This is a genomic window from Afipia sp. GW821-FHT04G03, assembly GCF_059419985.1.
Genome location: NZ_JBWKSV010000004.1, coordinates 295919 through 317137 on the forward strand (window position 1 = coordinate 295919; position 21219 = coordinate 317137).

A 21219-nucleotide genomic window follows, 5' to 3' on the forward strand; every position below is an offset into this window, starting at 1 on the left:
AGCCCCGGGTGGAATGTGACGGCTAACACGGCAGAGACGACCAACGACACCCGCGCACGTGCAAACGTCAAACGGCTTGCGGCAGCGCAAGCTTTGACCGGCGCCAATGCGGCGGTCATTTTTGCAACCGGCTCGATCGTCGGCGCAACGCTCGCCCCCAGCATTTCGCTCGCGACCTTGCCGCTCTCGATCTACGTGCTGGGGCTCGCTGCCGGCACGTTGCCCACGGGCATGATCTCGCAAGCGTTTGGCCGGCGCGCCGCATTCATCGCAGGCACCGGATGTGGGGCGCTGTGCGGTGTCGTCGCCGCTGTCGCCATCCTGCAAGGCTCATTCGTCCTGTTCTGCTTCGCGACATTTCTCGGCGGACTCTATGGCGCGGTGTCGCAGTCCTACCGTTTTGCGGCGACGGACGGCGCCAGCGCCGCGTATCGCCCGAAAGCGATTTCGTGGGTGATGGCCGGCGGCGTGTTCGCCGGCGTACTCGGTCCGCAACTTGTGCAGTGGACCATGGATATCTGGCCGCCGTATCTCTTCGCCGTAAGCTTTCTGGTTCAGGCACTGGTCGCGCTGGTGGCGATGGCCGTGCTGTCGACCGTCGATGCGCCCAAACCTCCTCCTGCACATCTGGCGGGAGGACGACCGCTGCTGGAGATCGTGCGGCAACCGCGATTCATCGCGGCGGCGGTGTGCGGCGCGGTTTCCTTTACGGGCATGAACCTGCTGATGACATCCGCGCCGCTGGCGATGAAGTTCTGCGGACTGAGTCTCAGCGATTCCAATTTCGGCATCCAATGGCACATTGTCGCGATGTTCGCGCCGAGCTTCTTCACCGGTTCGCTGATCTTGCGGTTCGGCGCGGCGAAGATCGCGGCACTCGGCCTTCTGCTGGAGGCGACCGCCGCGACGATTGGATTGTCTGGCATCACCGCGCCGCATTTCTGGGCCGCCCTGTTCATGGTCGGCATGGGCTGGAATTTTTCGTTCGTCGGCGCATCGGCACTGATTGTCGAGACGCACCGTCCGCAGGAAGGCAAGAAAGTTCAGGCCTTCAACGATTTCATCGTGTTCGGGCTGGTGGCGATCGGCTCGTTCTCATCGGGCCAGTTGCTCGCCAGCTACGGCTGGTCGATGGTCAACATCGTCGTGTTCCCAGCGGTGGCCATTGCGCTCGCAGGCCTCGCTCTTTCCGCGATGATGCAGCGGCGAGTATCCGTGTAACCCCGCTCTCGCCTATCGGGATGCCTGCGGTCGCACGATGCCCCAGCCGATCCGCAGCAGCGCCTGACGGCCCCGCACCTTGTGCTCGAACGCGCGCGGCACTTCCGGCACAAGACCGGGAAACCGTTTCACGATGTCAGCGGGTGGCGTGCCAGCCGTATCCGCCGCGCGCCAGACCACCACGCCGCCGGTCTCGTTGAACGATGCCGGGGTAATCCAAGGCGTCTGTTGCGGCGTCGCATCGAGCATCACATGCGGACGCGAGGGTGCTGCGAAACCGATCAAGGTCGCGATCTGCGGATCGCCTGCGACTGCCGCAAGCGGACGGCCAGTGCGCCGCTCGAAATTCTCGCCGAAGAAAACGCCGATGTCGCGCGCGGGAAGCGATGTTCCAACGTCAGCGCTGCCAATCCACGGCTGGATGAACGTGATGCCCAGAACGACGACGACCGGCGCCGCCATGATGACGAGCCAGACCGAGCGCAGCCACTGTTGCCGGCGCAGCGGAATGAGATCGCCCGCGGTGACCACCACCGCGAGCCCGGAAAGCAGCAGCGCAATGCCGTCACCGCCGATGATCTGGTCCTTGCCGAACAACGCCGACATGAAACTGAGCGTGATCGCGGGGACCAGTACGAAAACATAGACGAACAGCCGCGCGAAGGGATCGAGCGGCGGGCGATAGATGATCGGCGCATCTTCCGCCTTGCGTTCCAGATAGCGGGAATTGGCGATCACCAGCAGCGCCACGCCAAACAGCGCGAACAGCAGGCCGGAGAGAAGCCCGATCCAGCCGAACAGCCTGTCCTGAAGTTCGGCCGCCGCGGGCAATGGCGGCAGCGCGGTCGTATCCGCGCGCAGCCACCACACCGCATAAGGCAATACCAGCACGATGACGACGACAGCCGCATAGAGCGGATCGGTCGATGCGAATGCGCGCCTGCCCCTCGCGGTCGCCGCCGCGAAAATGGCCAGCAAGGCCAGCAGCGGAATCGCCGCCGGCGTGGTCAGCACCAGCAGGCCGACCTCGACCGGCAACAGGAACCACGCGTTGCGCCGCCCCTGCCCGATGATTTGCCATGCATGAAGCAGCACCAGCGCCCACAACGGACGCGCCAGAATGAGTGGGCCGAATTCGATGCCGGGAAAGGAAAAGGCGGTGATCGTCGCCGTCAGCAACACGGCAAGCACCGCCTGCTGCGCTCCGACAATGGCGCGGCTGAGTTTGAACAGCGCCCAGAACGTCACAATGAAGCAAAGCTGCGACAGCAGGTAGACGCCGAAGATATGATTGCCGGACAGACGGAAAGCGATGTCCGCGAGCCAGAACGCGGCGGGCGGCCCAAGATGTGTGCCGACCTGATACTCCCGGCCGAAAGCCAGCACGGTCGCGACCTCACCCGGCGGGCTTCCGTACAGCAGCCACGGCAGGACCAGCCACACCGCCGCCTGCGCCAGCACCACGATCCAGAAGATCAGGCGCGGCCGGGCGCGAACCAGTTCAACGATCAGGGAGGTAAAACGCATGAAACGTATGAACCGGCATTCTGAGGGACTGCCTCACTGATAAGGCGCATCAAGCCATCCGGCAACCGAACCGCTCAGATGGCCGCAACGGCATCCTCAGCCACAACCGCCGCCTCGATTTCAACAGGCTCCGCCGCACCGTCCTGATCCGCGCCGTGTTTCTGCCGCGCGGCGGCAACAGGCGCGAAAAAGCGGCGGTGATGGACCGTCGGCCCGAGCCGGTCGAGCGCTTCGAGATGGGCCGGAACGCCGTAACCCATGTGGCGCTCGAAACCGTAGCCAGGGTGGTCGAGCGCCAGCCGGCACATCAGCCGGTCACGCGAGACCTTGGCGACGATCGAAGCCGCGGCGATCGAGATGACAATGCCGTCGCCGCCAATCACGGCCTCGCTTTCGCACGACGTATCCAGCCGGTCGCGTCCGTCGACGAACACATGCTGCGGCATTTCGGGCAAGGCATGAACAGCCCGGGCCAGCGCCCATAGCGACGCGCGAAGGATGTTGTCGCGGTCGATCCGCGATGGCGGCGCGACGGCGACCGAGACCAGCGCGGTCGCGCAAATTTCCTCGAACAGCGCCTCGCGGCGCTCCCGCGTCAGGCGCTTGGAATCGTCGATGCCTTTTGGAATCCGTTTCGGATCGAGGATCACGGCAGCGGCGACCACCGGACCTGCCAGCGGACCGCGACCGGCCTCGTCGCAGCCCGCGACCGGCCAGACGCCGCGCTTGATCAGCGCGCGCTCGCGCCGAAAGCTCGGCGGCGCCACGGCAACCACGCCGTTGCGCGGCGCGCGTTTCGCTGCCTGTGGAACCGCTGCGGATTTATCCCGAATCATGCGGCGATGCTGCGGGCGCGCGTGCCGCCCCGCAAGCCGGAATTTTCATTCTTGCCCGCTATTCAACCGAGCCGGCTTTAGAACAAATCAAGCTGCGCGTTGGCGCGCCTGGGCCGCGCGAAGTGGGCGGTCGTGAGTTTCGAGCGCCGCTTGTTGAGGCCGAGCTTCTCGCACGCGATCTCGAACCGCCGTCCGATCATCCACGCCATCGGGCCGGTGCCCTTCATGCGCGTTCCCCATTGCGAGTCGTAATCGCGGCCGTCACGCATGTCACGGATCAGCGTAAAGACATGGCGGTATCTGTCCGGATAGTTCGCCATCAGCCATTCACGGAACAGGTCGCGCACTTCAAGCGGCAGCCGCAGCAGCACGTAACTCGCTTCCTTCACGCCGGCGTGGGCGGCGGCATCGAGAATGCGCTCGATCTCGGAATCGTTCAGCGCCGGAATCACGGGCGCGACCATCACGGTCGAGGGAATGCCCGCATCGGCCAGCAGCCGCAGCGCCTCCAGCCGCTTCGGCGGCGTCGCCGCGCGCGGCTCCATGGTGCGCGCCAGCTTCGGGTCCAGCGTTGTCACCGAAATCGCGACCTTGGCGAGATTGCGCTTCGCCATCCGCGCCAGAATGTCGATGTCCCGTGTCACCAAGGCAGACTTCGTCACGATGCCGACCGGATGCCCGGTTCGCTCCAGAACCTCGAGAATGCCGCGCATGATTTTATGCTCGCGCTCGATCGGCTGATACGGATCGGTGTTGGTGCCAATCGCGATCATGCGCGGCTCGTAACCCGGTGCGGCCAGTTCCTTCTCCAGCAATTCCGGCGCATCAGGCTTGGCGAACAGTCTGGATTCGAAATCCAGCCCCGGCGAGAGCCCAAGATAGGCGTGGGTCGGGCGCGCGAAGCAATAAACACAGCCATGCTCGCACCCACGATAGGGATTGATCGAGCGGTCGAAACCGATGTCGGGCGAGTCGTTGCGGGTGATGACCTTGCGCGCGGTGTCGAGAGCGACAGTGGTCTGGAACGGCGGCAATTCTTCGAGGCTTTGCCAGCCGTCGTCGAAAACAACCCTGGCTTCGGCCTCAAACCGCCCGCTGGCGTTGGATTGCGCCCCGCGGCCCCTGCGCCGCTGGCGGTCGATGGCGACTTCGATCTCGGGAAAAGGAGAAGGAACACCCGCCGGCTCGGAGGGCGACGTGACCGGCGGGTGTTTGAGGGCATGGGATGCACGGCTCATGGGGTGAACATAGCACCGAATGAGAACAAAACAAGAACTCTCGCGCAGCGCTCACAGGAAATTTTGGAGCTGATTTTTCAGCCTGATTTTTCAGCGCCGATTTTTCGGAGCTTTTGTTTGCCTGCCGCGTTGACCGCCCGACGGACCATTGAAGGGAGACGATTATGCGAGAATTGCTTTATTCGACCGCCGCAGCCGCCGCGATTGCCGGCTCGGCTCTCTTGGCGACGCCAGCCTCCGCAGGCGCATTCTGCGCGACGCAAGCTGATGGACAGAGTTTCCGCAGTTGCGGCTATCCGACCTATGCCTCGTGCGCACGCACCGTGAGCGGCGCCGGCGGCCAGTGCGTGTCCAATCCCGGATGGCGAGGCGGTTATGGCGGATATGAGGATTCCTACGCCTATGCGCCGGGCCCTGCTTACGGCGCCGGATATTATAATGATGGACCGGGTTATTACCGCCAGCCCGGCATCGGGATCACCATCGGCGCCTACTGACCGATAGTCTCGACATCAAAAAGCCCCGGCGAACTTTCGCCGGGGCTTTCGTTTGGACCGGGCGGGTCCGCCGTTAACAAATGCCGCAAAAAGCTGCACCTGACGGGCTGTCCTGAGTGTGACAAGATGATAACGGTTCCGCACTAGGCATTGACGGACGAGCATTCCAGCCCCGGCCCATGATCAGCGTTGTCATTCCCACCGAAGGCGTCGAGCAACCTGTCGTTGCCACCCTCGCTGCCCTCGTTCCGGGGGCGGCCGCCGGAATCGTGCAGAAGGTCGTGCTGGTCGACCGGCCGGGCTCCGACACGATCGAGCGCGTGGCCGACATCGCGGGATGCGACTTCCTGAAATTCGACGGCTCGCGCGCAGCGGCCCTCGCGGCAGGGGCGGAGCAAAGCCGGTCGCCGTGGCTGCTGTTCCTGCTTCCCGGCGCCGTACTGGAAGCCGGCTGGATCGATGAGGCCGCCCAGTTCATGCAGCGGGTGTCGCTGAGCGGACGTCAGCGCGCAGGCATCTTTCGTTATGCGCGCTCGCCTTATGAGGAGGCGACGGTGCGCGACGGGATGAAATCCCTCGCCCGGTTTATTTCCGGCCCATCCGCTGACCAAGGCCTGCTGATCTCCCGCGACCATTATGAGCGCGTCGGCGGCTATGCCCCGGCTACGCGCCGCGCCGAGGCTAAACTGATCTCGAAACTTGGCCGCACCGGCCGCGCGGTGCTCAGAACCAAGATTTTCGTGGCCGCCTGAAGTAGTTGACCGCGTCAACAATAATACTTGACCGCGTCAACAATTTCATGAGAATGCCCGTCTGGACAAGACGAGGCACGTTCGCCGATGCGCGCACCTTCCAAAGACGGTCAGGACACGCGGATCGCGGCCGTCCGGCAGTTCAACCGGTTCTACACGCGCAAGATCGGCGTGCTCGAGCAGCACCTGCTGGAAAGCCCCTTCACGCTGGCCGAAGCCCGCGTGCTGTTCGAACTGGCGCATGGTGATGGCGCTCTCGCCAAGGACATCGGCGCCGAGCTGGGCCTCGACGCCGGCTACCTCAGCCGGATCGTTCAAGCGTTCACCGAACAAGGGCTGATCACACGCAAGCCGGTTCCGTCGGATCGCCGTCAGTTCAAGCTGGCATTGACCGCCAAGGGCAAGCAGGCCTTCGAGCGCCTCGACCGCACATCGCATCGGGAAGTCGGCAAGATGATCGACGCGCTTCCCGGCGATGGCGGGCAACGTCTGGTCGAGGCGATGACCACCATCGAACGATTGCTTGGCGACGAGCCGGCGGCCCGTCCGGAGGCGACGCTGCGCACGCACAGGCCCGGCGACATGGGCTGGGTCGTGCAACAGCACGGGTTTCTCTACGCGCAGGAATTTGGCTGGGATATTTCATTTGAAGGCATGGTCGCCGAGATCGTCGCGCAGTTTCTGAAAGATTTCGATCCGGCCCGCGAACGCTGCTGGATCGCCGAGATCGACGGCAAACAGGTCGGCTCGGTGTTTCTGGTCAAGCATTCCGACGACATTGCAAAGATTCGTCTGCTGCTGGTTGATCCGGCGGGACGCGGCATCGGCCTCGGCAAGCGGCTGGTCGATGAGTGCGTCGCCTTCGCGCGCCAGTCCGGCTACCGCAAAATCACGCTGTGGACGCAAAGCATGCTGCTTGCCGCACGCGGAATCTACCAAAACGCGGGGTTCAGACACGTCGCAAGCAAACCGCATCACAGCTTCGGTCATGACCTGACCGGCGAGACCTGGGAGCGCGACTTGTGATGCACGGGCGTGACGAGCGCGAATATCGCGTCACGCCCGAAATCATCGCCCTCCACACCGCCAAGGCCCGGCGGTTGCGGCTGCGCGCCTATCGCAAGGCGATGCGGATGATCCTTGCCGGCCTCTCGAAGGCCGTCAGCAAGGTTCGCCGCTGATCGGCGTCAGCTTCGCGCCTTGCCGCGCTTCAGGTGCTCGTCCAGCCGGGGCATGATCTCGACGAAGTTGCACGGCCTGGTGCGGTAGTCGAGCTGGTGCGCGAGAATGCCGTCCCATCCATCGCGGCACGCGCCCGGCGAACCGGGCAGACAGAAGATGAAGGTCGCACCGGCGACGCCCGCCGTCGCACGGCTCTGGATCGTCGACATTCCGATTTTCGCGTGACTCATCATGTGAAACGCAATCGAGAAACCGTCCATCCGTTTCTCGAACAGCGGCTCGACGGCTTCGGGCGTCACGTCGCGGCCAGTGAAGCCGGTGCCGCCGGTTGTGACGACAACGTCCACGCCTTCGTCGGCGATCCATGTTCTTAGTTTTGCGCGGATTGCCTCGACGTCGTCGGTGACGATGTCACGCGCGGCAAGGACATGCCCTGCCGCCGTGATGCGATCCGCAAGCGTGGTGCCGGACTTGTCGTCGGCAAGCGCGCGCGTATCGGAAATCGTCAGCACCGCAATATTGAGCGGGATGAACGGCGACGCGTCGTTGCTTGCAGACATGGCGGTTAAAGCTGTACGCCGGGCGCGAACGTATTGCAGGCCTGCACGCTGCCCTGCTGATAGCCGGTCATGAACCAGCGCTTGCGCTGCGCGGCCGAGCCGTGCGTGAAGGAATCCGGCACCACGCGGCCCTGCGTCTGACGTTGCAGCGTATCGTCGCCGATGGCGGAGGCGGTTTGCAACGCCGCGTCGATGTCGCCGGCTTCGAGGAAGCCCGGACGCTTCTTCTCTTCGCGGTTGACCCAGACGCCGGACAGACAATCCGCCTGCAACTCGACGCGCACCTGAATGGCGTTGGCTTCCGCCTTGCTGCTCGCCTGCTGCTGCATCTGCGTCGCCTTCGACAGGATGCCGAGCTGATTCTGGATGTGATGACCCGCTTCATGCGCGATGATGTAGGCCGCGGTGAACTTGCAGGCATTGCCCGAGCAGCCGCGGAATTTGGTCTCGATCTCGCGGAAGAATCCCGTGTCGAGGAAAATCTGCCGGTCCGGCGGACAATAGAATGGTCCCATGGCCGACTGCGCCATGCCGCAACGTCCGCCGTTGGTGGCATTACGGAACAGCACGATGCGCGGCCCGCGATAGGTCTGCCCGCTGGCCTGGAAAATTTCGGTCCAGCGGTCGTCGATTTCGCCGAGCACGCCCGCGATCATGCTGCCCATCTCGTCGGAGGGCGCGCCGGCCTTTGCGGGGCCGGTCTTGCGGTCGGTCTGGTAAGACGGTGCCTGCTGCTGGCCCCCGGTGAGAATTTCCGCGCCGCCGATCAGGATGCGCGGATCGATGCCGACCGCCCAGCCGATCAGGCCGAGAACGATCACGGTTCCAATACCGAGCCCGCCGCCGCCGCCCATCGGAAAACCGAAGCCGCCGCCTCCGCCGAAGCCGCCACCGCTGTCGTCACGGCGATCGTCAATGTTATCGCTGCGGCGGAAATCATCGTAACGCATCGGAAATCTCCTCGACGGGCGCGTCGTGATCGTAGCACGAGCGGGCCGCAACATATCCTGTTAACGATTCATACAGCGCCCGGCAAAAATTGCCTAGTGCGGCGTTTCGATGTGTTTCGGCTGAATGACATGAACGCCAGCTGAATTTCCAAACGAAATGCGCGCTGCGACAGCGTTTCCCCACAACGAGTGGATTTTTCTCCGTGCCGCGCGTCTTTCATCCGCGATGCAAGTCGGTTTCGGAATCAGTTCGAATTAATGACAAACCTGTTTTCGATTAAGCCGATTTTTACCTTGGACGATCATGGTGATCAAAGTCGGATTTGTTAGTCCCGCGTCGCCGACTGCGTCGCCTGAGTCAGGTTTTGAGTCATGGTTGTGTCGCGTCGCGGGGCGTCTGCAAGGGCGCCCCGCACTCAATTTGAAGTGCCATCCAGTTCGCATATCGTCATTGGCGATTGCGTCGCCGAGATGTCGAAGTTGCCGGCCGGTTCGGTCGATCTGGTGTTCGCAGATCCGCCGTACAACCTGCAGCTCAAGGGCGATCTGAAACGCCCCGACGAATCTCATGTCGATGCCGTCAACAACGACTGGGACAAGTTCTCATCCTTCGCCGCCTATGACGACTTCACGCGCGCATGGCTGCTGGCCTGCCGCCGCATCATGAAGCCGTCGGCAACGTTGTGGGTGATCGGCTCCTATCACAACATTTTCCGCGTCGGCGCGATCATGCAGGACCTCGGCTTCTGGGTTCTCAACGATATCGTGTGGCGCAAGACCAATCCGATGCCGAATTTCCGTGGCCGCCGCTTCACCAACGCGCACGAGACCATGATCTGGGCGGCGCGTGACGAGAACGCCAAGGGCTACACCTTCAATTACGAAGCGCTGAAGGCCGCCAACGAGGACGTGCAGGCGCGTTCCGACTGGCTGATCCCGCTTTGCACCGGCGACGAACGCCTCAAGGGCGGCGACGGCAAGAAGGTTCACCCGACGCAGAAGCCGGAAGGCCTGCTGGCGCGCGTGATCCTGTCCTCGTCGAAGCCCGGCGATCTCATCATCGACCCCTTCAACGGCACCGGCACCACCGGCGCTGTCGCAAAACGCCTCGGCCGCCGCTACATCGGCTTCGAGCGCGACAAGACCTACGCAGCCGCAGCCGAAGCGCGCATCGCCGCCATCGAACCGCTGCCGGAAGCGACGCTCGCTCCGTTCATGACCGCGCGTGGCGCACCGCGCGTCGCATTCTCCGAACTGGTCGAGCGCGGCATGATCCTGCCCGGCACCAAGCTGGTGGATTCCAAGAAGAAGCACGGCGCGCTGGTACGTGCCGACGGCGCCATCATGCTCGGCGACAAGGTCGGCTCGATCCATCGGATGGGCGCGATCGCGCAAGGCGCGGAAGCCTGCAACGGCTGGACCTTCTGGCATGTCGAGACCAAGAAGGGTCTCAAGCTGATCGACGAGCTGCGCGCTGAAATCCGCAGCGAGATGGCGGCGGTCTAAGCCGCCGCTTTCTCGCCTTTCGCAATTGCCCCCTTTCCCATTCCTGTGTCATGACGTTTCCGAACTCGGGAGCGTTCATGACAGTTCTTATTGCAGGTGGCGGGATCGGCGGGCTCACGCTCGCGCTCAGCCTTCATCAGATCGGCATTCCGTGCCGCGTGTTCGAGAGCGTGCCGGAACTGAAGCCGCTCGGCGTCGGCATCAACGTACTGCCGCACGCGGTGCGCGAACTGATCGAGCTTGGACTGCTCGACAAGCTGGACGCGGCCGGCGTTCGCACCCGGGAGTTGTCGTATTTCTCCAAACACGGCAAACCGATCTGGAGCGAGCCGCGCGGCCTTGAAGCCGGGTACAAGTGGCCGCAGTTCTCAATTCACCGTGGCACCCTGCATCAGATCCTGCTCGATGCGGTGATTGAACGCCTCGGCGCCGACAGCCTGCTGAACAGCCACCATCTGTCCGATTTCACCGACACGCCTGACGGCGTTCGCGCGAGTTTCATCGACAGGGCTACGGCTAAGGACGCCGGCACCTATGACGGCACGCTGCTGATCGCGGCCGATGGAATCCATTCCGCCGTGCGCGCGAAGCTTTATCCCGATGAAGGCCCGCCGATCTGGAACGGCCGCATTCTCTGGCGCGGCATCACCGAAAGCGACGCGTTCCTGTCCGGCCGCACCATGATCATGGCCGGTCACGAGATTCTGAAATTCGTCTGCTATCCGATTTCCAACGCGCCGCTGCCGAACGGAAAATTCCGCATCAACTGGATTGCCGAGCGCTTCATGCCGCCGACCTATTCATGGCGGCGCGAGGACTATAACCGCACCGCGAATCTCGACGAATTCCTGCCCTGGTTCGAGGACTGGACATTCGACTGGCTCGACGTCCCCGGCCTGATCCGCAACTGCCCGCACGCCTACGAATATCCGCTGGTGGACCGCGATCCGATCGACCGCTGGACCTTCGGCAACGTCACGCTGATGGGCGACGCCGCGCATCCGATGTATCCGATCGGCTCCAACGGCGCATCGCAGGCCATCCTCGATGCGCGTGTCATCACGCGCGAAATTCTCAACCACGGCGAGACGGCGGCGGCGCTTCAAGCCTTTGAAGCCGAACGCCGCCCCGCCACCACTGAACTGGTGAAGCTCAACCGCCGCAACGGCCCCGAGCAGGTCATGCAGATCGTGGAAGAGCGCGCGCCGAACGATTTCGGCGTCGTCACCGACGTGCTGTCGCGGCAGGAACTGGAAGACGTCGCCAACACCTACAAACGTGTCGCAGGCTTTCAGGTCGATGCGCTCAACGCCAAACCGCCGATCGTGCCGCGCCCCGAAACATCGGCGCTGTCGAGCGCGGGTTAATCGCCGAGCCCGTGCGCGATCACCTTGCGCATGACATTCGGCAGCGCCTCGTCTTTCAACGTCGCCACCGGCACCCAGCGCATGCCGTCCGGCGCGCGGGTGCGCGCAGTAACGTCTGCGGTGTAAATCACAAGCTCCAGCGGAAAATGCGTGAACACATGCGTCACCACGCCCGCCTTGCGATGCCAGCGTGAAACAGCTTTCAGGTCGGGCGCCTGACTGCGCGCCGCCTTGTCGTCATGTCCAGCCAGCCATTCGGATGTCGGCACCTCGGTCATGCCGCCGAGCAATCCTTTTTCGGCGCGCGTGCGGACCAGCAACTCGTTCCCGCGCGTGACCACGAACGCGGCGCCGCGCCGAAGCGCGCCGGTCTTCTTTGCGGCCTTGCGCGGGAATGTGTCCTGATCGCCGCGCGTCCGCGCCGCGCAATCGTCTTTAAGCGGGCACAGCACGCAGGCAGGCTTCTTCGGCGTGCAGATCGTGGCGCCGAGATCCATCAGCGCCTGCGCGCTGTCGCCTGCACGCACAGGCCCGAGCAATGTCGACGCAAGCGACTGGATCAGCGGCTTCGCTTTCGGCAGCGGATCTTCCACCGCGAACAAACGCGACACCACGCGCTCGATGTTGCCGTCCACCGGCATGGTCCGGCGGCCGAATGCGATCGCGGCGATCGCCGCCGCCGTATAGGGGCCGATCCCCGGCAACGCACGCAGACCGTCCTCGGTGTCGGGAAATACGCCGTCATGGTCGCGCAGCACCGTGGCAGCACACGCATGGAGATTGCGCGCGCGGGAATAGTAGCCGAGCCCGGCCCACATTCGCAGCACGTCATCCAGCGAGGCCGCACCAAGTGCTGCGACAGTCGGCCAGCGCGCGGTGAATTTCTCGAAATACGGCCCGACCGCTTTCACCGTGGTCTGCTGCAGCATGATTTCCGACAGCCACACGCGATAGGGATCGCTCGTCTGATCCGGCAGCGCACGCCAAGGCAACTGGCGGCGGTGGCGGTCGTACCAGGCGAGCAACAGCACCGGACGACCGGTTACACCGTCATCCTGAGATTTCTTTCGTCGCAGTGCTGCACCTGATAAGGTCATGGCACACTATGTACCGACGACAACCACCCATGAACAAGCCCGGTCGCATCCACGCAAAGCCGTTATCCGCGTTGCTCGGCGGCGCGATCAACGACGTCTTCGCCAAGCAGGGCTTTGCGTCGCGCGAACTCGTGACGCGCTGGGCGGATATCGCAGGGGCGGACGTCGCAGCGCATTCGGAACCGCTGAAAATCCAGTGGCCGCGGCCCGTCGAAGGTCAAGACCCGGAACCGGCCACGCTGGTGCTGCGCGTGGAGGGTCCGATGGCGCTGGAAATCCAGCACACCTCGGATGTCATTCTGGAGCGGGTCAACCGCTTCTTCGGCTGGAACGCGGTCGGGCGGATCGCGCTCCGTCAGGCCCCGCTGTCGCGCCGGCCGGCACCGAACGTCCGGAAAAAACCCGATGCCGCAGAGGTCGCCAGGATCGCGGACGGCCTTGGGACCATCGAGGACGAGGCCTTGCGCGGAGCGTTGGCGCGGCTTGGCGCATCGATCAAGCGAAGTTGAGGGTCCGGCAGCCCGCCCATGGACGGCCCGCCATTGCCACAATCATCGTTTCAAGTTAGCGAACGTGCCCGACAGGCGTTATCCGACGCCGTTCGCACGCCTTTCCGGAGCAGACCGTTGAACATCACGCGCCGCACCTTTAACGCCGCCCTTTCCCTGACCGCCGTTGCCGCAGCCATCGGCGTGTCGCCGTTGCGGCTGTTCGGAGAAGCCAGCGCCCAGTCGGCCGAGGACATCAACAAGGCAGGCGCGCTGGGCGACATGGCGCTCGGCTCCAAGGACGCCTCCGTCACCATCATCGAATACGCCTCGATGACCTGCCCGCACTGCGCGGCGTTCACCAAGGATGTCTTCCCGAAGCTGAAGACGGACTACATCGATACCGGCAAGGTGCGCTTCATCTTCCGCGAATTCCCGCTGGATCAGGTTGCGCTCGCCGGCTCCGCGCTGGCGCGCTGCGTGGCGAAGGATGATGCGCCGAAGTATTTCGCGGTCGTCGACATGCTGTTCAAGCAGCAGAACGATCTGGCGTCCGATGCGCTCGGCACCATCAACCGCGTCGGCAAGCAGGCCGGCTTCAGCGAGCAGATGATCAAGGATTGCGTACAGGGCGATCCGGCGATCCAGAAGGGCATCCTGGACGTGCGCGAGCACGCCTATACCAAGCTCAAGGTCAACTCGACGCCGTTCTTCTTCGTCAACGGCACGCCGGTGAAGGGCGAGACCTCGTTCGAGGGCTTCGAGAAGCTGATCAAGCCGCTGCTCAAGAGCTGAGAGTGGTTCGGGAACTCCGCGAATATCCGGGAACGCCCGCCCGAACGCTCTGAAATCCCTTATAAACGCCCGAAATCCCTTGGGAAAAGCCCCGAGGGCCGGTTGCCCTCGGCAGCCAGCATCGCCATTGTGCGGACAGTCCGAGGCGCATCCCGCGACTCAGCTATACTGGCACAGGGCTGCTATGACCTTGCCCCGGCTGAAGATTTCAGCCCGGCCAACAGAGCATCAGTTGCATGAAACTCACGCGTCTTCGCCTTCACGGCTTCAAGTCCTTCGTTGAGCCGACCGATTTCCTGATCGAGCCGGGTCTGACCGGCGTTGTCGGTCCGAATGGTTGCGGCAAATCGAACCTGGTCGAAGCACTGCGCTGGGCGATGGGTGAAACCTCACACAAGTCGCTGCGTGCCGCCGACATGGACGCCGTGATCTTTGCCGGCTCCGGCAACCGGCCCGCGCGCAACCACGCCGAAGTGGCGATGACCATCGACAATTCCGATCGCTCCGCGCCGTCCGCGATGAACGATCAGGAATTTCTTGAAATCTCGCGCCGGATCGAGCGCGAAGCGGGCTCGGTCTATCGCATCAACGGCCGCGACGTGCGCGCGCGCGACGTGCAGATCCTTTTCGCGGACGCCGCGACCGGTGCGCGTTCACCGGCTCTCGTCCACCAGGGCAAGATCGGCGAAATCATTCAGGCGCGGCCCGACCAGCGCCGCCGCGTGCTGGAAGACGCAGCCGGTGTCGCTGGACTTCACGCCCGCCGCCATGAAGCCGAACTGCGCCTCAAGGCAGCCGAAACCAATCTGACCCGTGTCGAAGACGTTATCGGCCAGCTGGCCGGTCAGATCGACGGCCTCAAGAAGCAGGCGCGTCAGGCGATCCGCTATCGCGAAGTCGCCGCCAAGGTCCGCAAGGCCGAGGCCATGTTGTTTCACCTGCGCTGGGTTCAGTCGCACGCCGATGTCGCGGAAGCGGGCCAGACCCATGACCTCAACGTTCGCGAACATGCAGAACGCGTCCAGCACCAGGCAGAATCCGCGCGCATTCAGGCAATCCGTGCGTCCGAACTGCCGGGCCTGCGCGAGAACGAAGCGCGTGCCGCCGCCGGATTGCAGCGGCTGACCAGCGCCCGCGAAATGCTCGATCGCGAGGAAGCGCGCGCCAAGGAACGCGTGACCGAACTCGACCGCCGCCTCACCCAGTTCGCCGCCGATATCGAGCGCGAACAGCGTCAGTTGTCCGACGCCGACGTGGCGCTGGCGCGGCTCGAGTCCGAAGACACCGAGCTCAAGGACGAGATCAAGTCGCGCGTCGAGAAGCGCAGCGGCGCGGATGAGCGTGTGGCCGAGGCCGAGGCGACGCTTGCCGCTGCCGAACGCACCTTCTCCGAATTGACCACCGCGCTGGCCGACCTCACCGCCAAGCGTAACCAGTTCGAAGCCAATGTCCGCACCCATCGCGACCGTCTCGCACGGCTCGATCAGGACATCGCCAATGTCGAAAGCGAAGTCGCAAAGCTCGCCGCGGAAACCGGCGGTCTCGGCGATCTGAACGAACTCGCGGCGGCCATGGAAACCGCGCAAGAGACGCTGTTGGAGTCCGAGGCGGCCACGCAGGCCAGCGAATCCGCTCATGTCGCCGCGCGTGCCACGCTGGAATCCTCGCGTGCTCCGCTCGCGGACGCGGAGAAGCGCGTGCAGCGGCTGGAAACCGAAGCCAAGACGATCTCCAAGCTCGTCAACGGCGAAACCAAGAATCTGTGGCCGCCGATCATCGATGGGGTGAGTGTCGCCAAGGGTTTCGAGAAGGCGCTTGGCGCAGCGCTCGGCGACGATCTCGACGCACCGGTCGATCCGACCGCGCCGATGCGCTGGTCGAGCATTGGCATCGTCGCGGGCGATCCGTCGCTGCCGGCGGGCGTCGAAGCGCTGGCCGAGCATGTCATGGCTCCGCCGGAACTGGCGCGGCGGCTGGCGCAGATCGGCGTCGTCAGCCGCGAGCGCGGCGCGCAGCTTGCCTCGCAGTTGAAGACCGGCCAGCGGCTGGTATCGCGCGAGGGTGATCTCTGGCGCTGGGACGGCTTCGTCGCGGCAGCCCATGCCCCGACCGGCGCCGCGCGCCGGCTGGCGGAGCGCGCACGTCTCAAGGACATCGAAACCGAAATCGAACAGGCCCGCGCCGATGCCGCCGCAAAGCGTCAGGCGCTCGAAACTGCCGACGCCGAACTCAAGGCAGCTTCCGCCGCCGAGAGCACCGCGCGCGAAGCCGCGCGCAACGCCCAGCGCGAAGCCAACACCGCGCGCGAGCGTCATGCTGCCGCCGAGCGCGAGATCAACCGCCACGCGTCGCACCGTTCCGCTCTCGATGAACGCGGAACACGACTCGCTGCGGATCGCGCTGAAGCTCACAGCGCGCATGAAAGCGCCATCAGCACGCTCAGCGAATTGCCCGGCAGCGCGGAGAACGAAGAAAAGCTCGCCGCCGTGCGCGCCGACATGGACGGTCACCGCCGTCTTGCGGCTCAGGTGCGCGCCGAAGCGCAGGCCCTGGCCCGTGAAGCCGAACTGGCCGACCGTCGCGTGCAGGCGATTGTCGCCGAGCGCAACGAATGGCAAAGCCGCAAGGAAAACGCCGCATCGCAGATCGCGACCGTTGAAACCCGTATCGGTGAAGTCAAGACCGAGCGCGCCGAGCTTGAAAACGCGCCGGCCGTGTTCGCCGAAAAGCGCAGCGCGATCATCAGCGAAATCGAGTTCGCGGAAGGCGAACGCCGGACCGCCGCCGACGCGCTCGCAACCGCCGAAACCCTGATGGCGGAAACCGACCGGGCGGCGCGCGCCTCGCTCGACGCATTGTCCGCCGCACGTGAGGCCTGCGCCCGCTCCGAGGAGCGCATGGACGGCACGCGGCGTCGCCTCGAAGACATCGAACGCGAAATCCGCGACATGCTCGAAGTCGAGCCGCAGGGCGTTGCGGCACTGGCGGAGATTGCGCCCGACACCGAGCTTCCCGCCGTCGGCGACATCGAAACCGATCTGGAGAAACTGCGGCGCGACCGCGAGCGTCTCGGCGCCGTCAACCTGCGCGCCGAAGAAGAACTCCGCGAAGTCGAGGCCCAGCATCTCACGCTCACCACCGAGCGCGACGATCTGGTCGAAGCCATCAAGCGGCTGCGGCAGGGCATCCAGAGCCTCAACAAGGAAGCGCGCGAGCGCCTGCTGACTTCGTTCGAGGTGGTCAATGGTCACTTCAAGCGGATGTTCACCGAACTGTTCGGCGGCGGCCAGGCAGAGCTGACCCTGATCGAGAGCGAAGACCCGCTCGAAGCAGGTCTCGAAATCATCGCCAAGCCACCCGGCAAGAAGCCGCAGACGCTATCGCTGCTTTCCGGCGGCGAGCAGGCGCTGACCGCGCTGGCGCTGATCTTCGCGGTGTTCCTGACCAATCCGTCGCCGATCTGCGTGCTGGACGAAGTCGACGCGCCGCTGGACGACCATAACGTCGAGCGGTTCTGCAACCTGCTGCATGAGATGACCTCGTCCACCGAGACGCGCTTCATCATCATCACCCACAATCCGATCACCATGGCGCGCATGAACCGGCTGTTCGGCGTCACCATGGCGGAGCGAGGTGTGTCGCAGCTCGTCTCCGTCGACCTCGACGGCGCGATGAAGGTTCTCGACCAGAACGTGGCATAATGCCCCTCAGGCCGGACCGGCCTGAGGACTCCCATGACGCCTGATCTCCCCTCCGAGCTGAAAGCCGCGTTAGCCCGCAAGGCCGAAGGCCTGTCGCGCAACGATGCTGCGCAGCGCGCGGACGCGATCTCGCAGACCTATCGCAGCGGCGGCGGATCCGCCCGCATCAGGACCGGTGAGGATGCGCTGGCCTATGCGCTGGCGCGGATGCCGGCGACCTATGCCGCCGTCACCGCAAGCCTCAATGCGCTGGTGGAGATCAATCCAAACTTTGCCCCGCAGAGCCTGCTCGACATTGGCGCGGGACCCGGAACGGCGACATGGGCTGCGAGCGAAGCTTTCGCATCCATCGCAACCTTCACGCTGCTGGACGCCAACACGGCGCTGCGCCATCTCGCCATTGATCTCGCGCAATCCGACCCGCGCCTTGCCGCCATGCGCTACGACACAGGCGATGCACGCAAACTGCTCGCCGCGGCGCCGGATGCCGATCTCGTCATCGCGAGCTATGTGATCAACGAACTCGGCGACGGCGAACGCGCGGCATTCGCCGATGCGCTATGGACGAAGACGCGCGATACGCTGCTGGTCGTCGAGCCCGGCACGCCGGCGGGATATGTACGGATCATCGACCTGCGAGCCCGCCTGATCGCGGCGGGTGCGCACGTGATCGCACCCTGCCCGCACGACGCGGCATGTCCGCTGACCGCACGTGACTGGTGTCATTTTTCACAGCGACTGGCGCGGTCGCGCGCGCATAAACACCTCAAGGGCGCAGACCTTCCCTATGAAGATGAAAAATTCAGCTACGTCGCCTTGTCGCGCACGCCGCCCGCACGACGCCCTGACCGCGTGCTGGCGCAGCCGCTCATCACCAAGATCGCCGTGACCGCAAAAATTTGCACGACCGATGGAATAGAAGCCGCAAGCGTCCCGCATCGGGACAAACTCGAATACAAGCGCGCGAAAAAATGGAGTTGGGGCGATGCTGTTTTTCGCGACGGGAGCGCGGAACCGGAATAATTCTCAGCTGCCGGAGTTTGTCCTGATGACGCGTTCGCGTCCGACACAGATTCATCAGGAGTAAACTGCGATGTCCAAAACATTCGCCGCGATTGCGGCTGTGACCTTCATGCTCGCATCATCCGCCGCCTTCGCGCAGGCCGCGAAGGTCGCAGACACGCCGAAGGGCAAGGTCTATGTCGATGCCAAGGGCATGACGCTCTATACGTTCGACAAGGATACGGGCGGCAAATCGGCCTGCAACGGTCCTTGCGCCACCAACTGGCCACCGCTGATGGCCGCCGCTGACGCCAAGGCGTCGGGCGACTGGACCATCGTCACGCGCGACGACGGCAGCAAGATGTGGGCTCTCAAGGGCAAGCCGCTCTATACGTTCGCGAAAGATACCAAGCCCGGCGACACCACGGGCGACGGCTTCCTCAACGGCGCATGGCATATGGCCAAGCCTTGATCGGCTGAACGGCTTCGATCAGAAATCCCGCTCCTGCGCTCAGGGGCGGGATTTTTCATGAATTCCATCAAATCATTGAACCATTTTACCTTGAGGACGATCTAACGGTAATCGGGCCGCCCCTGCCGTGCGGGCGGTTTTTCGTCTACGGTGCATCTCTTCGTTGTCCTCAAGGAGTTTCCCCCTCATGTCTTCCGGCTGGATTTTACTCGGTGTCCTCGTCGTCATCGCCCTGTTCGTGTTCGGCGCCTACAACCGCCTGGTCGCACTGGCGCAGCGCGTCAGCCAAGCCTTCGCCGACATCGACGTGCAGCTCAAGCAGCGCCACGATCTGATCCCGAACCTCGTCGAAACCGTCAAGGGCTACGCGACGCACGAGAAGGGCACGCTGGAAGACGTGGTGAAGGCGCGCAACGCCGCAATGTCCGCGCAGGGACCGGCGCAGGTATCCGCAGCCGAAGGGCAGCTCGGCGCAGCACTGGGCCGGTTGATCGCCCTGTCGGAGGCCTATCCGGACCTCAAGGCCAACGCCAACTTCCAGCAGTTGCAGTCCGAACTGTCCGACATCGAAAACAAGCTCGCGGCCAGCCGCCGCTTCTTCAACAACGCCGTGCAGGAATACAACACCGGCATCCAGCAATTGCCGGCCGCCCTGTTCGCGGGCGCGCTCGGGTTCACGAAGAAGGACTTCTTCGACCTCGGCGAAAGCCGCGGCCAGCTCGAGCAGGCGCCGTCGGTCAAATTCTGACCGTCTGACCGGGCCTCAGGAACGGGCAGCGCATCATGGCCGCGTATGGTCTTTACACGCATATCGCATCGAACAAGTTTCGTTCGGTGCTGCTGCTCGGCGGCCTGTTCGTGCTCGTCTATGTCATGGTGTTCGCCGGCGCGCTGCTGGCGGAAGTGGCGCTCAACAGCAACCGTCCGTTCGAGGTGTACATCAGCCTCGCGGCGCGCGACCTCATCAAGGCGTTTCCCCTCGCCACGATAGGCGCGGCGGTGTGGATCGTGATCGCCTACTTCTTCCACCAGAAGCTCATCGATGCCGTGACAGGCGGACACGACGTCACGCGGCAGGAACAGCCGCGACTGTACAATCTGCTTGAAAATCTCTGCATCTCGCGCGGCATCCCGATGCCGAAGCTCAAGATCGTGGACAGCCCGGCGCTCAACGCCTTCGCGACCGGCCTGAACCGCAAGCAATACGCCATCAGTGTCACCACCGGACTGATGAACGCGCTCAACGACCGCGAGATGGAGGCGGTGCTCGGCCACGAGCTAACCCATATCCGCAACGGGGACGTGCAATTGCTCGTGGTCGCCGTCGTCATCGCGGGCGTGGTCGGCTTTTTCGCCGAACTGTTTTTCCGCATCTTCTTCAACTCCAACTGGAGTTTCGGGGGCGGTAGTAGCGGCGGACGGTCCTCGTCGTCCTCGGACGGCGACAAGAAGGGCGGCGGCGCATTCGCTATCGTGCTTCTGGCAATCGCCCTGATCGGCCTCGCATGGGGCCTGTCGCTGGTGGTGCGCTTTGCCCTGTCGCGGTCGCGCGAATTGCTGGCAGACGCGGGCTCCGTCGAACTCACAAAAGACCCGGATGCCATGATCTCGGCGCTGCGCAAGATTGAGGGCCGCGGCGAACTGCCGGGCGCAACCTCCGCGGTGATGGAAATGTGCATCGACAATCCGCGCGAGGGCTTCGCCGACCTGTTCGCCACCCACCCGTCGGTCGATTCCCGCGTCAAGGCGCTGGTGAAGTATGCCGGCGGTCGCGACCCCGGCCCACTGCCACTGCCACTGCCACTGCCACTGCCACTGCCACTGCCACTGCCGGGCTCCAGCGGCGCCGAGCGGGAGAATGCGCCGGGTAGGTCAGAGGACGATCCCGCACCATCTCAATTGCCGCCAACCGGCGCGCAATCGGACCCACAATCCGGCCCCTGGGGCAGTTCCCCCCAACCGTCGCCCTCTTCCATCGGTCCGTGGAGCCGCAGGTAGCCGCCGGTATTAACAAAGCCGGTAGTTATT

Annotated in this window: 20 protein-coding genes; 14 read left to right on the top strand and 6 right to left on the bottom strand. The window is 64.1% G+C overall.

What is annotated here, in order from left to right; all coding sequences use genetic code 11:
* Positions 1–15: 15 nt before the first annotated feature.
* Positions 16–1221: an MFS transporter gene (locus tag AC07UB_RS19525; RefSeq protein ID WP_492792134.1), complete on the top strand. Its 1206-nt coding sequence runs from the start codon at positions 16–18 to the stop codon at positions 1219–1221.
* Between the two features lie 12 nt (positions 1222–1233).
* Here the strand turns inward: AC07UB_RS19525 and AC07UB_RS19530 are convergent, their stop codons facing one another.
* From AC07UB_RS19530 to AC07UB_RS19540, 3 genes are all read right to left on the bottom strand, one after another.
* Entirely contained in the window at positions 1234–2748 is a 1515-nt protein-coding gene (locus AC07UB_RS19530) for a glycosyltransferase family 39 protein (RefSeq protein ID WP_494653966.1), read from the bottom strand.
* A gap of 74 nt (positions 2749–2822) precedes the next feature.
* Positions 2823–3584, bottom strand: a complete 762-nt coding sequence (gene rnhB, locus AC07UB_RS19535; RefSeq protein ID WP_494653964.1) for a ribonuclease HII — start codon at positions 3582–3584, stop codon at positions 2823–2825.
* Between the two features lie 77 nt (positions 3585–3661).
* Positions 3662–4822 carry a PA0069 family radical SAM protein gene (locus AC07UB_RS19540; RefSeq protein ID WP_494653962.1) on the bottom strand — a complete coding sequence of 387 codons (1161 nt, stop codon included), beginning with the start codon at positions 4820–4822 and terminating at the stop codon, positions 3662–3664.
* A gap of 164 nt (positions 4823–4986) precedes the next feature.
* Between AC07UB_RS19540 and AC07UB_RS19545 the strand changes: the two genes are divergently transcribed.
* The 4 genes from AC07UB_RS19545 to AC07UB_RS19560 all read left to right on the top strand — a co-directional run bounded on the left by AC07UB_RS19545 (position 4987) and on the right by AC07UB_RS19560 (position 7252).
* Complete coding sequence (locus AC07UB_RS19545; RefSeq protein ID WP_492792130.1) at positions 4987–5319, top strand: DUF3551 domain-containing protein; 333 nt, start codon at positions 4987–4989, stop codon at positions 5317–5319.
* 179 nt (positions 5320–5498) lie between these two features.
* Positions 5499–6071 (top strand): glycosyltransferase family protein, encoded by a 573-nt coding sequence (locus tag AC07UB_RS19550; protein ID WP_492792129.1) that lies wholly within the window; start codon positions 5499–5501, stop codon positions 6069–6071.
* Between the two features lie 87 nt (positions 6072–6158).
* Entirely contained in the window at positions 6159–7097 is a 939-nt protein-coding gene (locus tag AC07UB_RS19555) for a bifunctional helix-turn-helix transcriptional regulator/GNAT family N-acetyltransferase (RefSeq protein ID WP_492792128.1), read from the top strand.
* Positions 7097–7252, top strand: coding sequence for a hypothetical protein (locus AC07UB_RS19560; RefSeq protein WP_492792127.1), 156 nt, complete (start codon positions 7097–7099; stop codon positions 7250–7252). Before AC07UB_RS19555 ends, AC07UB_RS19560 begins: the two co-directional genes overlap by 1 nt.
* A 6-nt stretch (positions 7253–7258) precedes the next feature.
* Here the strand turns inward: AC07UB_RS19560 and moaB are convergent, their stop codons facing one another.
* Both moaB and ypfJ read right to left on the bottom strand, forming a co-directional pair.
* A complete protein-coding gene (gene moaB, locus AC07UB_RS19565; RefSeq protein ID WP_492792126.1) occupies positions 7259–7813 on the bottom strand; it encodes a molybdenum cofactor biosynthesis protein B in 555 nt (184 codons plus the stop codon).
* 5 nt (positions 7814–7818) lie between these two features.
* Positions 7819–8763 (bottom strand): KPN_02809 family neutral zinc metallopeptidase, encoded by a 945-nt coding sequence (gene ypfJ, locus AC07UB_RS19570; RefSeq protein WP_492792125.1) that lies wholly within the window; start codon positions 8761–8763, stop codon positions 7819–7821.
* A gap of 372 nt (positions 8764–9135) precedes the next feature.
* On the opposite strand from ypfJ, the gene AC07UB_RS19575 reads away from it, so the two are divergent.
* Complete coding sequence (locus AC07UB_RS19575) at positions 9136–10269, top strand: site-specific DNA-methyltransferase (protein ID WP_492792124.1); 1134 nt, start codon at positions 9136–9138, stop codon at positions 10267–10269.
* Between the two features lie 77 nt (positions 10270–10346).
* Complete coding sequence (locus AC07UB_RS19580; protein WP_494653957.1) at positions 10347–11636, top strand: flavin-dependent oxidoreductase; 1290 nt, start codon at positions 10347–10349, stop codon at positions 11634–11636.
* On the opposite strand, the gene mutY is transcribed toward AC07UB_RS19580, so the two are convergent.
* Complete coding sequence (gene mutY / locus AC07UB_RS19585) at positions 11633–12733, bottom strand: A/G-specific adenine glycosylase (RefSeq protein WP_492792122.1); 1101 nt, start codon at positions 12731–12733, stop codon at positions 11633–11635. The two genes, AC07UB_RS19580 and mutY, sit on opposite strands and share 4 nt — an antisense overlap.
* A 29-nt stretch (positions 12734–12762) precedes the next feature.
* On the opposite strand from mutY, the gene AC07UB_RS19590 reads away from it, so the two are divergent.
* The 7 genes from AC07UB_RS19590 (at position 12763) to AC07UB_RS19620 (ending at position 21189) form a co-directional block, all read left to right on the top strand.
* Complete coding sequence (locus AC07UB_RS19590; protein WP_492792121.1) at positions 12763–13242, top strand: DUF721 domain-containing protein; 480 nt, start codon at positions 12763–12765, stop codon at positions 13240–13242.
* Between the two features lie 117 nt (positions 13243–13359).
* Positions 13360–14016 carry a DsbA family protein gene (locus tag AC07UB_RS19595; protein WP_492792120.1) on the top strand — a complete coding sequence of 219 codons (657 nt, stop codon included), beginning with the start codon at positions 13360–13362 and terminating at the stop codon, positions 14014–14016.
* 236 nt (positions 14017–14252) lie between these two features.
* On the top strand, positions 14253–17717 hold the full coding sequence (gene smc, locus AC07UB_RS19600; protein WP_494653954.1) for a chromosome segregation protein SMC: 3465 nt from the start codon (positions 14253–14255) through the stop codon (positions 17715–17717).
* Between the two features lie 33 nt (positions 17718–17750).
* Complete coding sequence (locus tag AC07UB_RS19605; RefSeq protein ID WP_494653952.1) at positions 17751–18740, top strand: small ribosomal subunit Rsm22 family protein; 990 nt, start codon at positions 17751–17753, stop codon at positions 18738–18740.
* Positions 18741–18810: 70 nt separating this feature from the next.
* Entirely contained in the window at positions 18811–19191 is a 381-nt protein-coding gene (locus AC07UB_RS19610) for a COG4315 family predicted lipoprotein (protein WP_492792117.1), read from the top strand.
* Positions 19192–19378: 187 nt separating this feature from the next.
* The gene (locus AC07UB_RS19615; protein ID WP_492792116.1) at positions 19379–19939 is read left to right on the top strand and encodes a LemA family protein; all 561 of its coding nucleotides are present in this window, start codon (positions 19379–19381) and stop codon (positions 19937–19939) included.
* Positions 19940–19974: 35 nt separating this feature from the next.
* Positions 19975–21189, top strand: coding sequence for a M48 family metallopeptidase (locus AC07UB_RS19620; RefSeq protein WP_494653950.1), 1215 nt, complete (start codon positions 19975–19977; stop codon positions 21187–21189).
* Positions 21190–21219: the final 30 nt, after the last annotated feature.